This is a genomic window from Streptomyces sp. CA-288835, assembly GCF_050936385.1.
In the GTDB taxonomy this organism is placed as follows: Bacteria; Actinomycetota; Actinomycetes; order Streptomycetales; family Streptomycetaceae; genus Streptomyces.
This window is the reverse complement of the sequence record NZ_JBNJMW010000001.1, coordinates 2,717,348-2,738,267: the sequence shown is the minus strand read 5'-3', so window position 1 is coordinate 2,738,267 and position 20,920 is coordinate 2,717,348. Positions and strand designations below refer to the sequence as shown.

Annotated in this window: 16 protein-coding genes; 12 read left to right on the top strand and 4 right to left on the bottom strand. The window is 69.5% G+C overall.

All coding sequences use genetic code 11. The annotated features are described in order from the left end of the window. Positions 1-27: 27 nt before the first annotated feature. Positions 28-1,026 carry a TAXI family TRAP transporter solute-binding subunit gene (locus tag ACQEVY_RS12370; protein ID WP_432947786.1) on the bottom strand — a complete coding sequence of 333 codons (999 nt, stop codon included), beginning with the start codon at positions 1,024-1,026 and terminating at the stop codon, positions 28-30. A 139-nt stretch (positions 1,027-1,165) separates the two neighbouring features. Between ACQEVY_RS12370 and miaB the strand changes: the two genes are divergently transcribed. Continuing rightward, the gene (miaB, locus tag ACQEVY_RS12365; protein WP_432947784.1) at positions 1,166-2,653 is read left to right on the top strand and encodes a tRNA (N6-isopentenyl adenosine(37)-C2)-methylthiotransferase MiaB; all 1,488 of its coding nucleotides are present in this window, start codon (positions 1,166-1,168) and stop codon (positions 2,651-2,653) included. 81 nt (positions 2,654-2,734) lie between these two features. Further along, on the top strand, positions 2,735-3,466 hold the full coding sequence (locus ACQEVY_RS12360) for a class III extradiol dioxygenase subunit B-like domain-containing protein (protein ID WP_432947782.1): 732 nt from the start codon (positions 2,735-2,737) through the stop codon (positions 3,464-3,466). 229 nt (positions 3,467-3,695) lie between these two features. Here the strand turns inward: ACQEVY_RS12360 and ACQEVY_RS12355 are convergent, their stop codons facing one another. Together ACQEVY_RS12355 and ACQEVY_RS12350 are read right to left on the bottom strand one after the other, a co-directional pair. Beyond that, positions 3,696-3,971, bottom strand: a complete 276-nt coding sequence (locus tag ACQEVY_RS12355) for an antitoxin (RefSeq protein ID WP_432947780.1) — start codon at positions 3,969-3,971, stop codon at positions 3,696-3,698. Between the two features lie 24 nt (positions 3,972-3,995). Next, positions 3,996-4,286 (bottom strand): hypothetical protein, encoded by a 291-nt coding sequence (locus tag ACQEVY_RS12350; RefSeq protein ID WP_432947778.1) that lies wholly within the window; start codon positions 4,284-4,286, stop codon positions 3,996-3,998. Positions 4,287-4,468: 182 nt separating this feature from the next. Between ACQEVY_RS12350 and miaA the strand changes: the two genes are divergently transcribed. From miaA to hflX, 6 genes are all read left to right on the top strand, one after another. Further along, positions 4,469-5,407 (top strand): tRNA (adenosine(37)-N6)-dimethylallyltransferase MiaA, encoded by a 939-nt coding sequence (miaA, locus tag ACQEVY_RS12345; RefSeq protein WP_432947776.1) that lies wholly within the window; start codon positions 4,469-4,471, stop codon positions 5,405-5,407. A 108-nt stretch (positions 5,408-5,515) separates the two neighbouring features. Then, positions 5,516-6,013: a hypothetical protein gene (locus tag ACQEVY_RS12340; protein WP_432955182.1), complete on the top strand. Its 498-nt coding sequence runs from the start codon at positions 5,516-5,518 to the stop codon at positions 6,011-6,013. A 41-nt stretch (positions 6,014-6,054) separates the two neighbouring features. Further along, on the top strand, positions 6,055-6,924 hold the full coding sequence (dapF, locus tag ACQEVY_RS12335; RefSeq protein ID WP_432947774.1) for a diaminopimelate epimerase: 870 nt from the start codon (positions 6,055-6,057) through the stop codon (positions 6,922-6,924). A gap of 169 nt (positions 6,925-7,093) precedes the next feature. Further along, positions 7,094-9,250 (top strand): RelA/SpoT family protein, encoded by a 2,157-nt coding sequence (locus ACQEVY_RS12330; RefSeq protein ID WP_432947772.1) that lies wholly within the window; start codon positions 7,094-7,096, stop codon positions 9,248-9,250. Positions 9,251-9,340: 90 nt separating this feature from the next. Continuing rightward, positions 9,341-10,891, top strand: a complete 1,551-nt coding sequence (locus ACQEVY_RS12325) for a M1 family metallopeptidase (protein ID WP_432947770.1) — start codon at positions 9,341-9,343, stop codon at positions 10,889-10,891. Positions 10,892-11,077: 186 nt separating this feature from the next. After that, entirely contained in the window at positions 11,078-12,571 is a 1,494-nt protein-coding gene (gene hflX, locus ACQEVY_RS12320) for a GTPase HflX (protein WP_432947768.1), read from the top strand. Positions 12,572-12,657: 86 nt separating this feature from the next. Here the strand turns inward: hflX and ACQEVY_RS12315 are convergent, their stop codons facing one another. Continuing rightward, complete coding sequence (locus ACQEVY_RS12315) at positions 12,658-13,890, bottom strand: trypsin-like serine peptidase (RefSeq protein WP_432947766.1); 1,233 nt, start codon at positions 13,888-13,890, stop codon at positions 12,658-12,660. Between the two features lie 322 nt (positions 13,891-14,212). Here ACQEVY_RS12315 and ACQEVY_RS12310 point away from each other — a divergent pair, with 322 nt between their 5' ends. From ACQEVY_RS12310 to ACQEVY_RS12295, 4 genes are all read left to right on the top strand, one after another. After that, positions 14,213-15,754, top strand: a complete 1,542-nt coding sequence (locus ACQEVY_RS12310) for a diaminobutyrate--2-oxoglutarate transaminase family protein (RefSeq protein WP_432947764.1) — start codon at positions 14,213-14,215, stop codon at positions 15,752-15,754. A 161-nt stretch (positions 15,755-15,915) separates the two neighbouring features. Continuing rightward, positions 15,916-17,847, top strand: a complete 1,932-nt coding sequence (locus ACQEVY_RS12305) for an IucA/IucC family protein (RefSeq protein ID WP_432947762.1) — start codon at positions 15,916-15,918, stop codon at positions 17,845-17,847. 39 nt (positions 17,848-17,886) lie between these two features. Continuing rightward, positions 17,887-18,702, top strand: coding sequence for a GNAT family N-acetyltransferase (locus tag ACQEVY_RS12300; RefSeq protein WP_432947760.1), 816 nt, complete (start codon positions 17,887-17,889; stop codon positions 18,700-18,702). A gap of 138 nt (positions 18,703-18,840) precedes the next feature. Next, entirely contained in the window at positions 18,841-20,817 is a 1,977-nt protein-coding gene (locus ACQEVY_RS12295; protein ID WP_432947758.1) for an ATP-dependent DNA helicase, read from the top strand. The last annotated feature ends 103 nt before the right edge of the window (positions 20,818-20,920 follow it).

The following is a 20,920-nucleotide window of genomic DNA, read 5'->3' as shown; positions in this document are numbered from 1 at the left end:
GGTGGTCTGCGGCTGCCGTACGAGCCGCTACGGCTTGACCGAGCGGTAGTAGCGCCCCGCGCCCTCGTGCAGGTCCAACGGATCGGTGTAGATAGCGGTCCGCAGGTCCACGCGCTGTGCCGCGTGCACCTTTTCGCCGATGACGTCGCGACTGTTGATCACTGTGCGGGTCATTCCCTCGGTCAGCTCGGCGTCCGTGTCGGCCCGTGTCACGAGCAGGTTCGCCACCGCCACCGTCTGTACGGACTCTCCGGACTGGGCGTTGGGGTAGGCCTCCGCCGGCATGACGGCGGACCGGTAGTACTCGGCCTCGCCGCGCTGCTTGTGCAGCGCCTTCACGAGGTCCTCTTTGATCGGGACCAGCTTGATGTCGAACCTGTTCGAGAGTTCGGACACTGCACCCGTGGGAAGCCCGCCGGACCAGAAGAAGGCGTCAATCTTCCCGGTCTCGAGCAACTCCGGCATTTCCCCTATGCCGACGGACACCGGCTCGATGTCCTTCTCCAGGTCGAGCTCGGCCGCCCTCAGCACATGCTCCGCGATCAGCCGCACTCCGGAGTCGGCCGGCCCCACCGCCACCTTCTTGCCCTTCAGATCCGCGATGTTCGTCACGGAGGACGTTTCGGGGACGATCACATGTACGTAGTCGTCGTACAGTCGCGCGCAGCCGCGCAGCAGGTCCGCGCCCGGACCGCCCTCCCGTTGGTACTTGCTTACCGCGTCGGCCGCCGCGATGGTGAAGTCGGCCTGCCCGGTGGCCACCAGCCGGACGTTCTCCTGCGAGCCGTCGCTCTCCCGCAGCTTCACTTTCAGGCGTGGCATGTCCTTTGCGAGTGCCTCCTGCAGCAGTGTCCCGTAGAGCTGGTACACGCCGGTCGGCGACCCGGTCCTGAAGTCCACCGTGCCGCCCGGTGAGCTCTTGCCCAGGGGCAGCAGCCACCACAACAGCAGCCCGAAGGCCACGAAGGCGGCGGCCGAACCCTGCAGGGCCCGGCGTCTGCCGATGCGGGAGAGTTCCTGGAACATGCGCGCGATCCTGCCAGCTCACCGACGGGGATGACCAGGGCCGGACGTCCAGGGTGCCCGCTACGCGCGCGTGGGGGCCGTACGGCCCGGAAAATACTCGGCAACGCGCGCGTGGGGACCCCGTACTCTGGTGTACGAGATGAGCGCGAAGACTTACGAGGTGCGCACCTACGGGTGCCAGATGAACGTCCACGACTCCGAGCGGCTTTCCGGGCTGCTGGAGGACGCCGGCTACGTACGTGCGCCCGATGGGGCGGACGGGGACGCGGATGTCGTCGTCTTCAACACGTGCGCCGTGCGGGAGAACGCCGACAACCGCCTGTACGGCAATCTAGGCCGCCTCGCGCCGATGAAGTCGAAGCGGCCAGGGATGCAGATCGCCGTCGGCGGCTGTCTCGCGCAGAAGGACCGCGACACCATCGTCAAGAAGGCGCCCTGGGTGGACGTCGTCTTCGGCACGCACAACATCGGCAAGCTGCCCGTCCTCCTGGAGCGCGCCCGCGTACAGGAAGAGGCGCAGGTCGAGATCGCCGAGTCGCTCGAGGCGTTCCCGTCGACGCTGCCGACCCGCCGCGAGAGCGCGTACGCCGCGTGGGTCTCCATCTCCGTCGGCTGCAACAACACCTGCACGTTCTGCATCGTCCCCGCGCTGCGCGGCAAGGAGAAGGACCGTAGGACCGGCGACATCCTCGCCGAGATCGAGGCACTGGTCGGCGAAGGCGTCAGCGAGATCACGCTCCTCGGTCAGAACGTAAACGCTTACGGCTCCGACATCGGCGACCGTGAGGCCTTCAGTAAGCTGCTGCGGGCCTGCGGGAAGATCGAGGGCCTGGAGCGTGTCCGTTTCACCTCGCCGCATCCGCGCGACTTCACCGACGACGTGATCGCCGCGATGGCCGAGACGCCGAACGTGATGCCGCAGCTCCACATGCCGCTGCAGTCCGGCTCCGACCCCGTCCTGAAGGCGATGCGCCGCTCGTACCGGCAGGAGCGGTACCTCGGGATCATCGAGAAGGTGCGTGCCGCGATCCCGCACGCCGCGATCACCACCGACATCATCGTGGGCTTCCCCGGAGAGACCGAGGAGGACTTCGAGCAGACCCTGCACGTGGTCCGTGAGGCCCGCTTCGCGCAAGCGTTTACGTTCCAGTATTCCAAGCGGCCCGGGACCCCCGCGGCCACCATGGAGAACCAAATCCCCAAGAAGGTCGTACAGGCGCGGTACGAGCGTCTTGTCGCCCTACAGGAGGAGATTTCCTGGGAGGAGAACAAGAAGCAGGTCGGCCGCACCCTGGAGCTGATGGTCGCCGAGGGTGAGGGCCGCAAGGACGGTGCCACGCACCGCCTCTCCGGCCGCGCCCCCGACAACCGCCTGGTGCACTTCACCAAGCCCGACGCCGAGGTCCGCCCCGGCGACGTGGTCACCGTGGAGATCACCTACGCCGCGCCGCACCACCTGCTCGCCGAGGGCGCCGTCCTCGACGTCCGCCGCACGCGCGCGGGCGACGCCTGGGAGAAGCGCAACACGACCGAGACCGCTAAGCCGGCGGGCGTGATGCTCGGGCTGCCGGCCGTGGGCGTCCCGGCGCCGCTGCCGGCTCCGACGGGCGGTTGCTCGGCCCACTGATCGACCCAGGCGGGCTTGCTGTTCCGGCCCCCGAGTCGCCCTGGAAAACCCGTTCGGAACAACGGCAGTAGGCTGGCGATCATGCTGGTCGCCGCCGCTGTCTGCCCCTGTCCACCGCTGCTCGTACCCGAAGTCGCCGCGGGCGCGGCGCCCGAGATGGACCCCGCGCGCGCGGCATGCGAGAACGCCCTAGGGATGCTGGCTGCCGCCCGCCCCGACCGGCTCGTGGTCGTCGGCCCCGCCGAGCAGAGCGGGCAAGGGCTGTACCAGGAGGGCGCGAGGGGGTCGTTCCGCGGGTTCGGCGTGGACCTCGGTGTCGGCCTGGGTGCTCGTCCGGGCAGAGACAGGCCGGATTCGGCCGCGCCGGAGCGTGAGCTTCCGGCCTCGCTCGCCGTCGCCGCCTGGCTGCTGCAGCGAACGGACTGGTCCCACGCTCCCGTAGAAGGTCTCGGTGTGGGGGAACCTCTCGCGGCCGAGCGGTGTATTCAGATCGGGAAGGAAATCGTCACGCGGGCCGAGAGGGTGGCACTGCTGGTGATGGGCGACGCCAGCGCGTGCCGGTCGCTCAAGGCGCCAGGGTATCTGGACGAGCGGGCGGCGGGGTTCGACGCGGAGGTCGCGCGTGCGCTGGCGGCGGCGGACGTGACGGCGCTCAAGGCGCTGGACGCCGCGCTGGCGCGGGAGTTGATGGCCTCCGGCCGCGCGCCCTGGCAGGTGCTCGCGGGCGCCGCCGAGGGCGTGGGGCTCAGCGGCACCTTGCTGTACGAGGACGCGCCTTATGGCGTGGGGTACTTGGTGGCGGCCTGGTCGTAGGCGCGCGGCGACGGAAGCGGCCGTAACGGGAATGGCTCGCCCCGGCGTATGCCGAGCGCCACTGGGGTGGAGCTGAGCCCGGCACTGAGTCACAAGCGGGCGCTGAGCCCCCCCGGGGCGGCGACGCTGAGTCTGCATCCCCGCCGGGCATCGGCCAACAAGCCGACAACACGACGGACGGCCCGGAGTCCCTCAAGGGCTCCCTGGCCGCCCGCCGATGTGCCGTCTCTCAGGATGCCGAGGGCGGTGGCGGTGCGGGTGGCGGTGGCGTCGCGCCGCCGTCCGTCCCGTGACTCTCCTTGTGCGCGAGCCGTTCCAGGGCACCCTTGGCCTTGCCTGTGCCCGTCTGGATCTTGTCGCTGTACTTGCCCTTGGTCTTCTTGTCGGCCAGCTTCGCGGCCTTGTCGAGACCGTGTTCGATCTTGCCCCCATGCTGTTGCGCGAGGTGCGAGACCTTCCCCTTGGCGGGCGTGAGCTTGGCCTTCAGACGCTCCAGGAGACCCATGGTTCACCTTCCCTCGCGGGACAGTTACTGGCGGGCGCCCTCGTCGGCCTCGTTGTCGGCCGCCTTCTCGGCGGACTGCTGCTTGGGGATCTCGACGTCGTCCGATGCCTCGGAATCGGCGGACTCCGCTGACTTCTCCGCGGCCTCGTCTTCGGTCTCGGCCGTCGCCTCGGCTTCCTCAGCCGCGTCGGCCGTGTCCGTCTTCGCCTCGGGTTGGGCCGTCAGGGTGTCGGCCGACTGCTCGGTGGTTGACGCCTCCTCCGACTCCTTGGACTTAGGCTTATCTTTCCGAAGAAGCCGTGCAAAAACGCCCATATCAACTCCATACCCTACTCGTGTGGGCGAAATTCCGTGCCGACCGGTGCGTCCCATTGCGTCGCCCGGGCCGCCGGTCCTCAAAACCGGCGGCTGGAACCTCGCAACAGGCAACGACCTTGGACCCGTGGCGTCACGTAACTCGTTCGAGGAGCGGCCCAGAGGTTTGCGAGACTGTTGCGGTGAGTAGTGCAGCCCCCGCCCCGCGGGTCATCGCCGTCGTCGGTCCCACCGCGGCGGGAAAGTCCGATCTGGGAGTCCAACTTGCCCAGCACCTCGGCGGCGAGATCGTCAACGCCGACTCCATGCAGCTCTACCGGGGGATGGACATCGGCACCGCCAAGCTGACGCCCGAGGAACGCAAAGGCATCCCGCACCACCTCCTGGACATCTGGGACGTGACGGTGACCGCGAGCGTGGCCGAGTACCAGCGGCTGGCACGTGCCCGTATCGACGCCCTTCTTGCCGAAGGGCGCTGGCCGATCCTTGTGGGCGGCTCCGGCCTGTATGTCCGGGGCGCCGTCGACAACCTGGAATTCCCCGGTACCGACCCCGAAGTACGGGCCCGCCTGGAGGAGGAGCTCACTCTGCGCGGCTCCGGTGCCCTGCACGCCCGGCTGGCGGCAGCGGATCCCGAGGCGGCCCACGCGATTCTGCCCAGCAATGGACGCCGGATCGTCCGCGCCCTCGAAGTCATCGAGATCACCGGCAAGCCCTTCACCGCCAACCTGCCCGGCCATGACTCCATCTACGACACCGTGCAGATCGGCGTCGATGTGGCGCGTCCCGAACTCGACGAGCGCATCGCCCGCCGGGTGGACCGGATGTGGGACGAAGGACTCGTCGACGAGGTGCGCGCGCTGGAGGCGCGAGGCTTGCGCGAGGGGCGTACGGCATCGCGGGCGCTCGGCTACCAGCAGGTCCTGGCGGCGCTCTCCGGGGAGTGCACCGACGACGAGGCGCGGGCCGAGACCGTACGCGCCACAAAGCGCTTCGCGCGCCGTCAGGATTCTTGGTTCAGGCGCGATCCGCGGGTGCATTGGCTCAGTGGGGCCGCGGCGGATCTCAACGAACTTCCGCGGCACGCCCTGACATTGGTCGAACGACCGGTTACAGCCTGATCACGTCATGGCATCGGGACGCTCCGCCCGTCATCCCGGCCTCTGACACCGTGCCATCATCGAGCTTCGATCGACCAAGTGGAGTCCGAGTTGGGAGGGCGCGTGGCGATGGAGGCCGGCCCTCGCGACACCGCACAAGGCACGGAGCACGACACCGTAAGGGATCAGCAGGATCCGGACGGGGACCGACTGAGCCCCGACGGACCCGACGAAACCTCGGGCGGCGTGACCGCCGACGGACCCGGGCCCGACGAGATGTTCGCGGAGCCCGAGGTCGAAGTAGAGTTGCGCCCGCAGCGCCGACTGCGGATCTGGCAGCTCGCGCCCATCGTGGGCCTGGCCGCGGTCGGCTCCCTGATGTTCGCCTTCCCGCTGGCGTTCGACTTCGGCGACAGCGGGGCCATGATCGCCATGCTGGGCCTGCTGATCTCCTCTTGCGCTGCGGGCTGGGGCATGATGGCCGCCCGTCGCGTGGGCTACACCTGGCCCGGCCTGCCTCAGCGAGGCTCCGGCCGCCGCCCGGATTGGCGAGTCGTGATCGCGTACGCCGTGATCGTCGCCGTGATCGTCGGCCTCGCTGTATGGCGGGTCGCCCGCCTGCGCTGAGGCCGGGCCGCCGTGTCCTACCCACCCCGTACGATCGAGGAATGAGCACGCGGATCGCCTTCCTCAAGGGACACGGGACCGAGAACGACTTCGTGATCGTCCCCGACCCCGAGAACACCGTCGACCTGCCCCCGGCCGCCGTCGCCGCCCTCTGCGACCGCCGCGCGGGCATCGGCGGAGACGGTCTGCTGCATGTCGTACGGTCCGCAGCGCACCCCGAGGCCAAGGAGATGGCCGCCGAGGCGGAATGGTTCATGGACTACCGCAACGGCGACGGCTCGATCGCGGAGATGTGCGGCAACGGAGTGCGGGTGTTCGCGCGCTACCTCCAGCGCGCCGGGTATGTGGACGAAGGGGACATCTCGGTCGCCACGCGCGGGGGTGTGAAGAGGGCGCACATCGCCAAGGAGGGCGACATCACCGTCGGCATGGGCAAGGCGCTCCTCCCCGAAGGGGACGTCACCGTGAGCGTCGGTGACCGCAGCTGGCCCGCGCGCAACGTGAACATGGGCAACCCGCACGCGGTCGCCTTTGTCGACGACCTCGACCATGCCGGCAACCTGTTGGCACCCCCGCCGTTCAGCCCGGCGTCCGCGTACCCGGACGGGGTGAACGTCGAGTTCGTCGTCGACCGCGGCCCCCAGCACGTCGCCCTGCGCGTGCACGAGCGCGGTGCCGGCGAGACCCGCTCGTGCGGCACGGGCGCGTGTGCCGTCGCGGTGGCCGCGGCGAGACAGGACGGCACCGATCCCGCCGTCACCGGCGCCCCGGCCACGTACACCGTCGATGTGCCCGGCGGACGCCTGGTGATCACCGAGCGGCCCGACGGCGAGATCGAGATGACCGGACCCGCGGTGATCGTCGCCGAGGGCGAGATCGACGCCCAGTGGCTCGAAACCGTAAACCCTTGAAGCGTCGCTCGAATGGGTGATCCGTTTCACGCTCGGCGTGAGGCGGTCAGCCGAGCGTGTTGCGCTCGATAGCATCAAGCACCGGCCCGGACGGGGGAACGACACCATCCCCAGAGCCGTGTACGCCATGGGGTGCCCCGTCCGTCGGTCAACGCAGTCGGAGGTGCCCATGAGTGCGGAGGCCACGAACCCCGCGACGCCCGGCCCGATCGCGCCCGAAGCGCATCGCAGGAGGAGCCGCCCGCGCATCGATCTGCGCCGCCTCGGCCGGGCCGCGCTCCTGGGATCCACGGGTCGCGGTCGGCTGCCCGACGCGATCAGCCATGTGGTCGAGGCCCATCGCGCCCACCACCCCGACGCCGACCTGGAGCCACTGCGCCGGGCGTACGTCCTCGCCGAGTCCTCGCACCGCGGCCAGATGCGCAAGAGCGGTGAGCCGTACATCACACATCCGCTCGCCGTGACCTTGATCCTCGCTGAACTCGGCGCGGAAACCACGACATTGACGGCTTCTCTGCTCCACGACACCGTCGAGGACACAGAGGTGACCCTCGATCAGGTGCGGGAGGAGTTCGGCGAGGAAGTCCGCTATCTCGTCGACGGCGTCACGAAGTTGGAGAAGGTCGACTACGGAGCGGCTGCCGAACCGGAGACGTTCCGCAAGATGCTCGTCGCCACCGGCAACGACGTACGTGTGATGTCGATCAAACTCGCCGACCGGCTGCACAACATGCGCACCCTGGGTGTCATGCGCCCCGAGAAACAGGCACGCATCGCCAAGGTGACCAGGGATGTGCTGATCCCGCTCGCCGAACGGCTCGGCGTCCAGGCGCTCAAGACCGAGCTCGAGGACCTTGTCTTCGCGATCCTGCACCCCGAGGAGTACGAGTACACCAGGGGGCTCATCGTCGAGAACGCGGCGCGCGCCGACGACCCCCTCGCGGAGATCGCGGAAGAGGTGCGCAGGATCCTGCGCGAGGCCGGACTGCAGGCCGAAGTACTCATCCGGCCACGGCACTTGGTCTCCCTGCACCGCACCTCCCGCAAGCGTGGCAAACTGCGCGGCGTCGACTTCGGACGCCTCCTGGTGCTCGTGAACGAGGACGCCGACTGCTACGGAGTCCTCGGCGAACTGCACACCTGCCTCACGCCGGTGGTGTCGGAGTTCAAGGACTTCATCGCCGTCCCCAAGTTCAACCTGTACCAGTCGCTGCACACGGCCGTCGCCCTCCCTGAGTCTCGAACAGACTCGCCCGAGGGCACGCCCATGTCCGGCCAGGTCGCCGAAGTCCTCATCCGTACGCACCAGATGCACAAAGTCGCCGAGGCCGGCGTCATCGCCCTGGGCAATCCACTTGCTGCTCCTTCGGAGGAGCAGGGCGACAGTGACGGCGAGCGCGTCGACCCCACCCGCCCCGGCTGGCTCTCCCGCCTCCTCGACTGGCAGGAGGCCGCGCCGGACCCCGACACGTTCTGGTCCACCCTGCGCGAAGACCTCGCTCAGGACCGGGAGATCACCGTTTTACGCCCCGACGGCGGCACGATTGGGCTGCCCGAGGGCGCGAGCTGCGTGGACGCCGCGTACGCGCAGTACGGCGAGGACGCGCACGCCTGCATGGGCGCGCGCGTCAACGGCCGCCTGGCGACGCTGAGTACGGTCCTGCGGGACGGCGACACCGTACAGCTGCTCATGGGACAGGACGCGTCCTCGGAGCCTTCCAGCGAGTGGCTGGAGCACGCGCGTACGCCCGCCGCGCGCATCGCCATCCAGCGCTGGCTCGCCACGCACCCCTCACCCGGCGACACCCCGGAGGCGGAGACCCCGGCCGCGCCGCTCAGGCCGACCGTCGACGGGTCTGCCGCGCCGCTCTCCGAAGCGAACGCCGTCGTCGACGAGCCAGGCGCGACCGTACGCCTCGCGGGCTGCTGTACGCCCGTACCGCCCGACGAGGTCACCGGCTTCGCCGTGCGCGGGGGAGTGGTGACCGTGCATCGCGTGGAATGCGCCGCAGTGGCGCGCATGAAGGACGCGGGGCGCAAGGAGGTCGACGTGCGCTGGGGCGACACCACGGAATGCCGTGTGACGCTGGTCGCCGAATCCTTCGGACGGCCCCATCTGCTCGCCGACCTGACCGAAGCCATCGCCCTGGAGGGTGTCGCCATCGTCTCGGCAACCGTCGAACCGCCCAGCCAGCAGCGCGTACGCCACACCTACACGCTCCAACTCCCGGACGCCGCACATCTGCCCGCGCTGATGCGGGCGATGCGCAACGTGCCGGGTGTGTACGACGTGGGCCGGGCTCAGCGTCACGCTACGACTCCGTAGCAGGCCATCAGCGGGCCATCGGCCACTCGTTCGAGTGTGCTCGGCGCGCGTCGTCGCCGCACGCCGGACGGGCACTGGTAGCCGTGGTCCATGCCGCTCACCTCCAGGACCTCCAGGACCCGGGACCCGCTCCCTAAGGCCGTCGGACCGCTCCGTAGGGTGCTGCTCGCCGCCGTCTCCTCCTTGTGCCTCATCGCGGCGAGCGGCCCCGCGCCGGCGGAACCTCTCGGCATCGGTGACCGCCTCTTCCCGCACCTGGGAAACCCCGGGTACGACGTCATGGCGTACGACCTTGCCTTCAGCTACTCCGGGAAGAGCAGCGCGCCGCTGTCGGCAGTCACCACGATCGACGCCCGGACGACAGACTGGTTGGATCGGGTCAATCTTGACTACTCGCACGGAACAGTGCGATCCGTCGAGGTCAACGGTGTGCCCGCGGAGTTCCGCAGCGCCAAGGAGGACTTGGTGGTCACGCCAGCGGAGCGCCTGGCACCCGGCAGCCTGATGAGGATGACAGTGCGCCACGACAGCGATCCGACGCCCGGAGAAGACGTGGAGAGCGGCTGGGTGCGGACCGAGGACGGGCTCGCCATGGCCAACCAGATCGACGCCGCGCACCGGGTTTTCCCGGGCAACGACCATCCCTCCGACAAGGCGATCTTCACCATCAGCGTCACCGCGCCCGACGCATACACGGCCGTGGCGAACGGACTGCGGCTGGGGACGGTCCGCCACGCGGGGACCACCACCTGGACGTACCGAACCGAACACCCCATGGCCACCGAGCTCGCCCAGGTGTCCATCGGCCGCTCCTCCGTGGCGCACAGGAGCGGGCCAGCAGACCTTCCCGTACGCGATGTGGTGCCCTCCAAGGACCGCAAGAAGCTGGAGCCCTGGCTCAAGAAGACGCCCGAGCAGATCGCCTGGATGGAGCGGAAGGTCGGGCGCTACCCCTTCGAGACGTACGGGCTGCTGATCGCCGAGGCACGGACCGGGTTCGAACTCGAGACTCAAACGCTCTCTCTCTTCGAGAGAGAGCTCTTCACGCGGCCTGAGTTCCCGAAGTGGTACGTCGAGTCGATCATGGTGCATGAGCTGGCGCACCAGTGGTTCGGCAACAGCGTCACCCCGCGCACCTGGTCCGACCTGTGGCTGAGCGAAGGACACGCCACCTGGTACGAGGCCCTGTACGCGGACGAGACGGCGGACAAGCCCCTCGAGACACGGATGCGCGATGCCTACCGGGCGTCCGACACCTGGCGGGCGGACGGAGGCCCGCCGGCAGCGCCCAAGGCCCCCGAGCCCGGCCAGAAGGTCAGCATCTTCAGGCCGAACCTCTACAGCGGCAGCGCCCTGGTCCTGTACGCACTGCGCCAGGAGATCGGCCGCCCGGCCTTCGAGCGACTGGAGCGGACCTGGGTGACGATCCACCGTGACGGCACCGCGACGACCACGGAGTTCGAGAGACTTGCCTCGGACATCGCGGGACGCGATCTGAGCGCCTTCTTCAAGGCCTGGCTGTACGGCAAGAAGACCCCGCCCATGCCGGGGCACCCGGAGTGGCGCAGCGTCGCACCCGCGCAGAAGGGCACGAAGCCCGCGCGACAGCCCTCCACCCCGCAGATCAAGAGCCCCCGGTAACTCAGGTGACGAGACGTGGCGTGCCGTGCAACCATCATCAGGTCGACGACGCCGCACCCCGGGTCACCGGCACGATCCGCCGGTCGGACACCACGGCCGGGAATCTCCCGGCGACCCCGGACGTTGTCTCCAATAACGGACGGCAGCTCGTCGCCCCACACGTATCCCCACCGACGTAAGGACCCAATGACCTCCTCTTCTTCCCCTTCCCAGGACAAGCAGAGCTTCGCGCAGAACCAACCCGAACGTCTTCGGGCCGATGCCCTGATGGAAGAGGACGTCGCCTGGAGCCATCCGATCGACGGCGAGTGGGACGGCGACCAGTTCGACCGCTCCGACCGCGCGGCACTTCGCCGTGTCGCGGGCCTTTCCACCGAGCTCGAGGACGTCACTGAGGTCGAGTACCGGCAGCTGCGCCTTGAGCGCGTAGTGCTCGTCGGAGTGTGGACCTCGGGGACCGCTGCCGACGCAGACAACTCCCTCGCGGAGCTGGCCGCCCTCGCGGAGACGGCCGGTGCGCTGGTGCTCGCCGGCGTGATCCAGCGCCGCGACAAGGCGGACCCGGCCACCTACATCGGCTCCGGCAAGGCCAACGAGCTGCGTGACATCGTGCTTGAGACCGGCGCGGACACCGTCATCTGTGACGGTGAGCTCTCGCCGGGCCAGCTGATCCACCTCGAAGACGTCGTCAAGGTCAAGGTGATCGACCGGACCGCACTGATCCTCGACATCTTCGCCCAGCACGCCAAGTCCCGAGAGGGCAAGGCGCAGGTCGCGCTCGCGCAGATGCAGTACATGCTGCCGAGGCTGCGAGGCTGGGGTCAGTCGCTGTCCCGTCAGATGGGTGGCGGCAAGGGCGGCGGCCTCGCCACCCGCGGTCCCGGTGAGACCAAGATCGAGACGGACCGGCGTCGGATCCGCGAGAAGATGGCGAAGATGCGCCGGGAGATCGCGGCCCTGAAGACCGGACGCGAGATCCAGCGCCAGGAGCGCCGTCGCAAGAAGGTGCCCTCGGTCGCCATCGCCGGCTACACCAACGCGGGCAAGTCCTCGCTGCTGAACCGGCTGACGGGCGCGGGCGTCCTGGTCGAGAACGCGCTGTTCGCAACCCTCGACCCGACCGTGCGCCGGGCCGAGACACCCACCGGGCGGCTCTACACGCTCGCGGACACCGTCGGGTTCGTACGACACCTGCCGCACCACCTCGTCGAGGCGTTCCGCTCGACGATGGAGGAGGTCGGCGACTCGGACCTGATCCTGCACGTGGTCGACGGCGCCCACCCGGCGCCGGAGGAGCAGCTGGCCGCCGTGCGTGAGGTCATCCGTGACGTGGGCGCGACCGGCGTCCCCGAGATCGTGGTGATCAACAAGGCGGACGCGGCCGATCCGCTGGTGCTTCAGCGGCTGCTGCGGATCGAAAAGCGCTCCATCGCGGTCTCGGCCCGTACGGGTCAGGGCATCGACGAGCTGCTCGCGCTGATCGACGTCGAACTCCCGCACCCCTCGGTCGAGTTGGAGGCACTCGTGCCGTACACCCACGGCCGACTCGTCGCCCGGGCCTACACCGACGGCGAGGTGATCTCCGAGGAGCACACCCCGGAGGGCACGCTGCTCAAGGTACGGGTGCACGAGGAACTGGCGGCTGAGCTGGCACCGTACGTTCCGGCGCCCGCCGTCTGAACACGAAGCTCCTCTGACGCAGAGAGCTGATGCTGAAGGCCCGCCCCCTCTCGCAGGGGGGCGGGCCTTCGCATGTCAGCGTGCGGTCACTGTCCTGCGAACTTCTCGCTCACCGCGTCGTAGACCCCCTTGGCCTCCGCGCCCAGGTACGGGCCCGCCAGCCAGCCCGCGGTGATCGGGCCGATCGAGGTGTTGGACACCAGCGCGGGCTTGCCGTCGGAGCCCGTCGCCACCCAGCCGCCGCCGGACGAACCGCCGGTCATGGTGCAGCCGATGCGGTACATCGTCGGCTCGGACTTGGCGAGTGAGAGCCGTCCCGGCTGATCCTTGCACTGGTACATCGTCTCGCCGTCGAACGGCTTCGCGGCCGGGTAACCCGTCGCCGTGATGCTGCCGACCTCGGACACGGCTGGAGCGTCGAACTCCACGGGAAGGGCCGAACCGACCGTCTCCTCCAGGGACTTGCCGCCGCTGCCCTCCTCCGGTGTCACATGAATGACGGCGAAGTCGTACGAGGCACCCTGGCCGCCCGTCGCGCCGCCCTGCTCGATCCACTGGTCCGAGGTCTGCGCCCAGTCACCCCACCAGACACCGTACGGAGCGACTTCCTCCTGGGTGGCGTTCGTGAGTTCCGCCGCCGACTTGGCGTCGTTGTTGTACGAGGGCACGAAGGCGATGTTGCGGTACCAGCCGCCGGACTTGCCGGCGTGTACGCAGTGGCCAGCGGTCCACACGAGGTTCGACTTGCCCGGGTTGGCCGGATCCTGGACCACGGTCGCCGAGCAGACCATCGTGCCCTGCGGGGAGTCGAAGAACACCTTGCCCGCTTCGGGGGCGTTGTCGTGGTACGCCGCCTGCACGGCCTGCGCCTCCACGGGTGCCGGCTCCGGGTCGGTGACTCCCTGGTCACCTGCCAGGTCGCTGTCGTCGACGCCCTTGCCCTGGTCCGGGTCCTCGGCCTCGCGCATACGGTCCGGGTCCCACAGGTCCTCGATGATCGGGTTGACGAAGTCGCCGGCCTCGCGCAGCCAGTCGTCCTTGTCCCAGTTCTTCCAGGCGCCGCCCTTCCACTGGTCCAGGTCGATCCCGTGCTCCTTGAGCCTGTCCTGGATGTCGTCCGGGATCTGGATCTTGTCGTTGCTGCCGGTGGTCGCGGAGGCGGACGCCTCGCCGCCTGCGTTCGCGTCGTCGCTTGATTCACAGGCGGTGGCCGTCAGGGCCAGTGCGGTGGCCAGACCGACCGCCGCCAGTACGGGGGAGGGCCCGCGGCGCGTGCTCCTCCCTCGGCGGGCGGCGAAGAGCGGGCGTATGGATCGCATGGTGTAACTCCCCCTGGACGTAACGAGATTGCTGGGCTGCCATATGCAGCTTCGTACGGATCTGCCGTCCCGGACTTGCCAGGACTGGACCGTTTTGGCCGTTCAATTGGGATCGCCGAACGGCACCACACACTATGCCGTCGCTGTGGGGGACTTCCGATGGAACGGCAACAGTTCCGTCACGGCATGGATCTTCGTCCCGCCGTTGCCCCTCAGGGGCCACGTCGTTGGTACGTACGGGGGTGTTCCGCCTGCGTGCGTCCCCTGCCGCCCGCTCGGGTGGCCGAGCAACTCGCCTCTGGACAGCGGGAGGACCGACAACGTGGCCGTGACCGAGCCTGCGCCCAACATGGCGCCCGCGATGCGCGAGGCCGAGGTCCCACCCGTGACGCAAGAGGGGATTCTGCGGCGGCAGTCGGCGCGTGAGTCCGCGGCGCGCACCTATGCGCGCGCTCTGCCGATCGTGCCGGTCCGGGCGCGTGGGCTGACGATCGAGGGAGCCGACGGGTCGCGCTACCTCGACTGCCTTTCGGGCGCGGGGAGTTTGACCCTCGGGCACAACCACCCAGTCGTGCTGGAAGCGATCAGAAAGGTCCTCGACTCGGGAGCGCCGCTGCACGTCCTCGATCTGGCCACACCCGTCAAGGACGCGTTCACCACCGAGCTGTTCCGTACGCTGCCGCCCGGCTTCGCCGACCACGCGCGCGTGCAATTCTGTGGGCCCGCGGGCACAGACGCGGTCGAGGCCGCCCTGAAGCTGGCGCGCGCCGCGACCGGGCGCACCGGGATCGTCGCTTTCTCCGGCGCCTACCACGGCATGAACGCGGGGGCGCTCGAAGTATCCGGGGGCGCATCGGACGTACGGGTCGCGCGCCTGCCCTATCCGCAGGACTACCGCTGCCCGTTCGGCGTCGGCGGAGAGCGGGGCGCCGAACTCGCCGCCCGCTGGACGGAGTCCCTCCTCGACGACCCCAAGTCCGGGGTACCGAGGCCCGCTGGGATGATCGTGGAGCCGGTGCAGGGCGAGGGCGGAGTGATTCCGGCGCGCGACGACTGGATGCGGCGGATGCGGGACATCACGGCCGCCCGCTCCATCCCCCTGATCGTCGACGAGGTCCAGACGGGCGTCGGCCGGACCGGCGCCTTCTGGGCGGTGGAACACAGTGGCATCACACCCGATGTAATGGTCCTCTCCAAGGCCATCGGCGGCAGCCTACCGCTGGCCGTCGTGGTCTATCGCGATGACCTCGACGTGTGGCAACCCGGCGCCCACGCCGGCACGTTCCGCGGCAATCAGCTCGCCATGGCAGCCGGCGCGGCGACTCTCGCATACGTCCGGGAGAACCGTCTCGCCGAGCACGCTGCCCGCCTGGGTGCCCGCATGCTGGCCCAACTGCGCAGCCTGGCAGCCGACTTCCCCTGTATCGGCGATGTACGCGGCCGGGGACTGATGATCGGCGTCGAACTCGTCGACCCCGAGGAACCGCCCGAGTCCGCAGCCGCGGCCGCTGGAGCTGCCGGGGCCACCGGCGGCGCGCCCCGCCCCGCCGCCCCCGGACTCGCGGTCGCCGTTCAGCGGGAGTGCCTGCGCCGCGGCCTGATCGTGGAACTCGGCGGACGACACTCCAGCGTCGTGCGGCTGCTCCCGCCGCTGACCATCACCGACGAGCAGGCGAACGCGGTGCTCGACCGGCTGTCGGACGCGGTCGCGGCGGTCGCGGAGGCACCAACTGACCTGCGATCGCGGGGCGTTGAGCATGGCGGACGCGGCGGCAGTCGGCGCGTGAGTCCGCGGCGCGCACCTGGCGAGTCGGCCGGGCGCGCGGAACGAGCCGAGTGGGCCGGACTGGCCGCCACGCGATGAAACCGCACGGCATCGCCGAGCAGCCCGACCTCCACGCAGGCGCCACTGGGACGCCGACATCACACCACCCGAAGCAACCACGAAACGCCCGGGTCCAACGAAGCCCGGAACAGCCCCAGTTCGTCGCAGCACAACCCTGAACCACCTCCCAAGGAACTCACTTGAACGCCATCCCTGCACCGCACAGCCACACCGGCACCCGCACCTTCGAGCCGGGCCCGGGAGCAGAATCCATCCCCAGCCAGCAGGGACGGCCCGGACCCGCGCCCGGGAACTCCGCACGGCTGCACGGTGCCGTCGCCGACCTGGACCCGCTGGATCATCCCGATCCGTACACCGCCGCCCAGGCCGCTGCGATGGAGAACCTGCTGCGCTGCTGGGTACGGGAGAACGATCTCCCTGCTCCGAAAGACGGCATCCTCCGCATCCAACTCCCCGCCAGCGGCACGGCCTTGGTCGTCCCGGTGCACTACTGGTCCCCCACAGGCTGGCACCGCCTCGGCCTCCCCCACCTTTCCGAGGCCCCCCACCAGGCACCCCCCACAGACGCGGCCACGCTGGCGGCGCTCCTCGCACGGGAGACCCTGGCGGACGGCCCGGAGGGCGGGGCGGAGACCAAGGCAGGCGACGGCGACCTGGTGCGTCGCGTCGCCGATTCCGCCCAGCGAACCGTCGAGTTCATCCGTGACCGCAGGGAGCACCCCGCCGACGGCTCGGATCTCTTCCTCTCCGCCGAACAGTCGCTCCTTCTCGGTCACCCGCTGCACCCCACCCCGAAGAGCCGCGAGGGACTTTCCGAGGCCGAATCCCGGCTCTACTCACCCGAGTCACGCGGCTCCTTCCCCCTGCACTGGATGGCTGTCGCCCCCTCCGTCCTCGCCACCGACTCGGCATGGACCGAGCGTGGCCGTCCTGTACCCGCTCAGCAGCTCACCGCCCGGCTCGCCGGCTCCGGACTGCCGCTGCCCGACGGGTACGCCGCGCTGCCGATGCACCCCTGGCAGATCCGCGAGGTCCGCCACCGCTCCGCGACGGCGAAACTGCTGGACGCGGGTCTGCTCCAGGATCTCGGTCCCCATGGCGCCCCCTGGCACCCCACTTCCTCCGTACGCACCCTCTACCGCTCCGGCGCCCCCGCGATGCTGAAGCTCTCGCTGGGCCTGTGCATCACCAACTCCCGCCGGGAGAACCTCCGCAAGGAGCTCCACCGCGGTGTCGAGGTCCACCGCCTGCTGCGTACCGGCCTCGCCGAACAGTGGCAGGCCGCACACCCGGGCTTCGACATCGTCCGCGACCCGGCCTGGCTCGCCGTCGACGACCCGGACGGCATGCCCGTGCCCGGTCTCGACGTGATGATCCGCCACAACCCGTTCACGCCGACGGACTCCGTCTCCTGCATCGCCGGCCTGGTCTCGGTCAGGCCGGGGGACCCAGCTGGCGAACCGTCCGCATCCGGGCAGGGCAGGCCCACGATGCGGTCACGGCTCAGCGAGGTCGTCACCCGCCTCGCCGGGCACACCGGACGCTCGCGCGGCGCCGTCGCCACCGAGTGGTTCCTGCGCTACCTGGAACAGGTGATCCGCCCAGTCCTCTGGCTGGACAGCGAGGCAGGCATCGCACTGGAGGCCCACCAGCAGAACACCCTGGTCCTGCTGGACCCGCAGGGATGGCCCGCGGGCGGCCGCTACCGTGACAACCAGGGCTACTACTTCCGCGAGTCCCGGCGCGCGGAGCTGGACAAACGGCTCCCCGGCATCGGCGAGCACAGCGACACCTTCGTCTCCGACGAGGTCACCGACGAACGCTTCGCCTACTACCTCGCCATCAACAACGTGCTCGGCCTCATCGGCGCCTTCGGCTCCCAAGGCCTCGCCGACGAGCGGCTGTTGCTCGCCGCTTTCCGCCGCTTCCTGGCCGACGTCGCCTCCGGCCCCGCCCGGCTGCGTACACCCCTTCCCGCCTGCCTGCTCGACTCACCCGTGTTGCGCTGCAAGGCCAACCTGCTGACCCGGCTGCACGGGCTCGACGAACTCATCGGCCCGGTGGACACCCAGTCCGTCTACGTCACCATCGCCAACCCCCTTCATTACTGAGGAACATGACCCACCCCGACTCCTGAGAGGAGCGTCGCCGTGCCTCCCACCGATGCGAGCACCGACGCCGGTACCGCCCCCATGACCTCCCTCGGCAGCGACCCGGGCTCCGACGTGGACAGCGAGGACACACTCGACCTGCGTCTGCCCGACGAACTCGTCGCCCTCTTCGCCGAGGAGGCCGCAGCAGCCAGGGGAGCCGAGCGCGCAGCGGAACAGGGCGAAGGGAACGGCACGGCGACGCCCAGCCCCGTCACGCCGACGACCGTCACCCCGACCGGTGACGACCTCCTCGACGGCGTCGGCGGCTGGGGCCCCATCGCCAGCCCCGTCGGCCACTTCCACCTCGTCCCCGTACGCATCGACCGTGACCTGACGCTCATCAGCCGCTGGATGAACGACCCCGCCGTCGCGGCGTTCTGGGAACTGGCCGGACCCGAGACGGTCGCCGAGGATCACCTGCGCGCCCAGCTGGACGGGGACGGCCGCAGCGTTCCCTGCCTCGGCGTACTGGACGGCACCCCGATGAGCTACTGGGAGATCTACCGCGCGGACCTCGACCCACTGGCCCGCCACTATCCCGCTCGTCTCCATGACACCGGAATCCACCTCCTCATCGGTGCTGTCGCCAACCGCGGACGGGGACTCGGCTCAGCACTGCTCAGAGCCGTCTCCGACCTCGTACTCGACCGGCGCCCCTCGTGCACACGCGTCGTCGCGGAACCCGATCTTCGCAACACCCCCTCCGTGTCCGCCTTCCTGAGCGCCGGCTTCCGGTTCTCCGCCGAGGTCGACCTGCCCGACAAGCGGGCCGCCCTCATGGTCCGAGACCGGGCTCTGCGCGATGTGCTGTAGCGCCATCACTTTTGGTACACCGCTCGACCCGATCCGGTTCCCACTCGACCCCGATCCGGTACTCGGCTCCTTGATCGCGCCCCTGTCCCCGGCGTTGATCGCCCGGCTGTCAGTGCGGCGCCGTAGGGTGGACGCGCTATGACAGAGCACTCACTCCCCGAACTCCTGCATGCCGCCGTCACAGCCGTCGGCGGTACGGAGCGCCCTGGCCAGGTGACCATGGCCGAAGCCGTCGCGGAGGCCATCGACGCCGGCTCCCATCTGCTGGTCCAGGCCGGCACCGGTACCGGAAAGTCGCTGGGCTATCTCCTACCCGCGCTCGCGCACGGCGAGCGCGTCGTCGTGGCGACGGCCACCCTGGCGCTCCAGCGGCAGCTCGTGGAGCGGGACCTTCCCCGCACGGTCGACGCGCTGCATCCGCTGCTGCGCCGCCGCCCCGAATTCGCGATGCTCAAGGGCCGCTCGAACTACCTGTGCCTGCACCGTCTCCGTGAGGGCATGCCGCAGGACGAGGAGGAGGGACTCTTCGACCAGTTCGAAGCGGCCGCGCCCACCAGCAAGCTGGGCCAGGACCTTCTGCGGCTGCGGGACTGGGCGGACGACACCGAGACGGGCGACCGTGACGACCTCGCCCCCGGAGTCTCCGACCGGGCCTGGTCGCAGATCTCCGTGTCGTCCAGGGAATGCCTGGGCGCCTCGAAGTGCGCGTACGGCGCAGAGTGCTTCGCCGAGATGGCCCGCGAGCGCGCCAAGCTCGCCGAGGTCGTCGTCACCAACCACGCGCTTCTCGCGATCGACGCCATCGACAACGCCCCGATCCTGCCGCAGCACGAGGTGCTGATCGTCGACGAGGCCCATGAGCTGGTCTCCCGTGTCACCGGAGTCGCGACCGGCGAGCTCACCCCCGGCCAGGTCAACCGCGCTGTGCGCCGCGCCGCGAAACTCGTCAACGAAAAGGCCGCCGATCAACTCCAGACGGCCGCCGAAGGCTTTGAGCGACTGATGGAGCTGGCCCTGCCTTGCCGCCTGGAGGAGATCCCGGAGGACCTCGGGTACGCGCTGATGGCATTGCGCGACGCCGCCCGTACGGTGATTTCGGCGATGGGGACGACACGCGACAAGTCCGTCGGCGACGAGGACGCGGTACGCAAACAGGCACTCGCCTCCGTGGAGTCCATCCACGATGTGGCCGAGAGGATCACCAACGGCTCCGAGTGGGACGTCGTCTGGTACGAACGCCACGATCGGTTCGGCGCCTCCCTGCGCGTCGCGCCGATGTCCGTGTCGGGCCTCCTCAGGGAGAAGCTCTTCGCGGACCGTTCCGTGGTCCTCACCTCGGCGACACTGAAGCTCGGCGGTGACTTCAACGGAGTCGGGGCATCTCTGGGGCTGGCACCCGAGGGCACGGAGGGCGAGGACATCCCGCCATGGAAGGGCGTCGACGTCGGTTCGCCCTTCGACTATCCGAAGCAGGGTATTCTGTACGTCGCCAAGCATCTGTCGCGTCCCGCACGCGACGGCGACCGCACGGACATGCTGAACGAACTGACGGAGCTGATCCAGGCGGCGGGCGGCCGGACGCTCGGACTCTTCTCGTCGATGCGGGCCGCGCAGCTGGCGGCCGAGGAACTGCGCTCCCGCATCCCCGAGTTCCCGATCCTCCTCCAGGGTGAGGAGACGCTGGGCGAGCTGATCAAGAATTTCGCGGCCGACCCGAAGACCTGCCTTTTCGGCACCCTCTCGCTGTGGCAGGGCGTCGATGTCCCCGGCGCCAGCTGCCAGTTGGTCGTCATGGACAAGATCCCCTTCCCACGCCCCGACGACCCGCTGATGAGCGCCCGCCAGAAGGCCGTCGAGGACGCGGGGGGCAACGGCTTCATGGCCGTCGCCGCCACGCATGCGGCACTGCTCATGGCTCAGGGCGCCGGCCGCCTCGTACGAGCGATGGGGGACCGCGGCGTCGTAGCCGTACTGGACCAGCGTCTGGCCACGGCCCGTTACGGCAGCTATCTGAAGGCGTCACTGCCCGACTTCTGGTACACGACGGACCGTAACCAGGTACGGCGGTCGCTGGCCGCGATCGACGAGGCGGCCCGCAAGGCAGAGAGCGAGTAAGGGGTCTTTGCACTATGAGCGGCCGATGAGGCTGCTCATAGTGCAAGGACCCCCTAAGTACTGCCCTGTCCCCAGGCATCGGGCGGGGACAGCACAGGGCCCC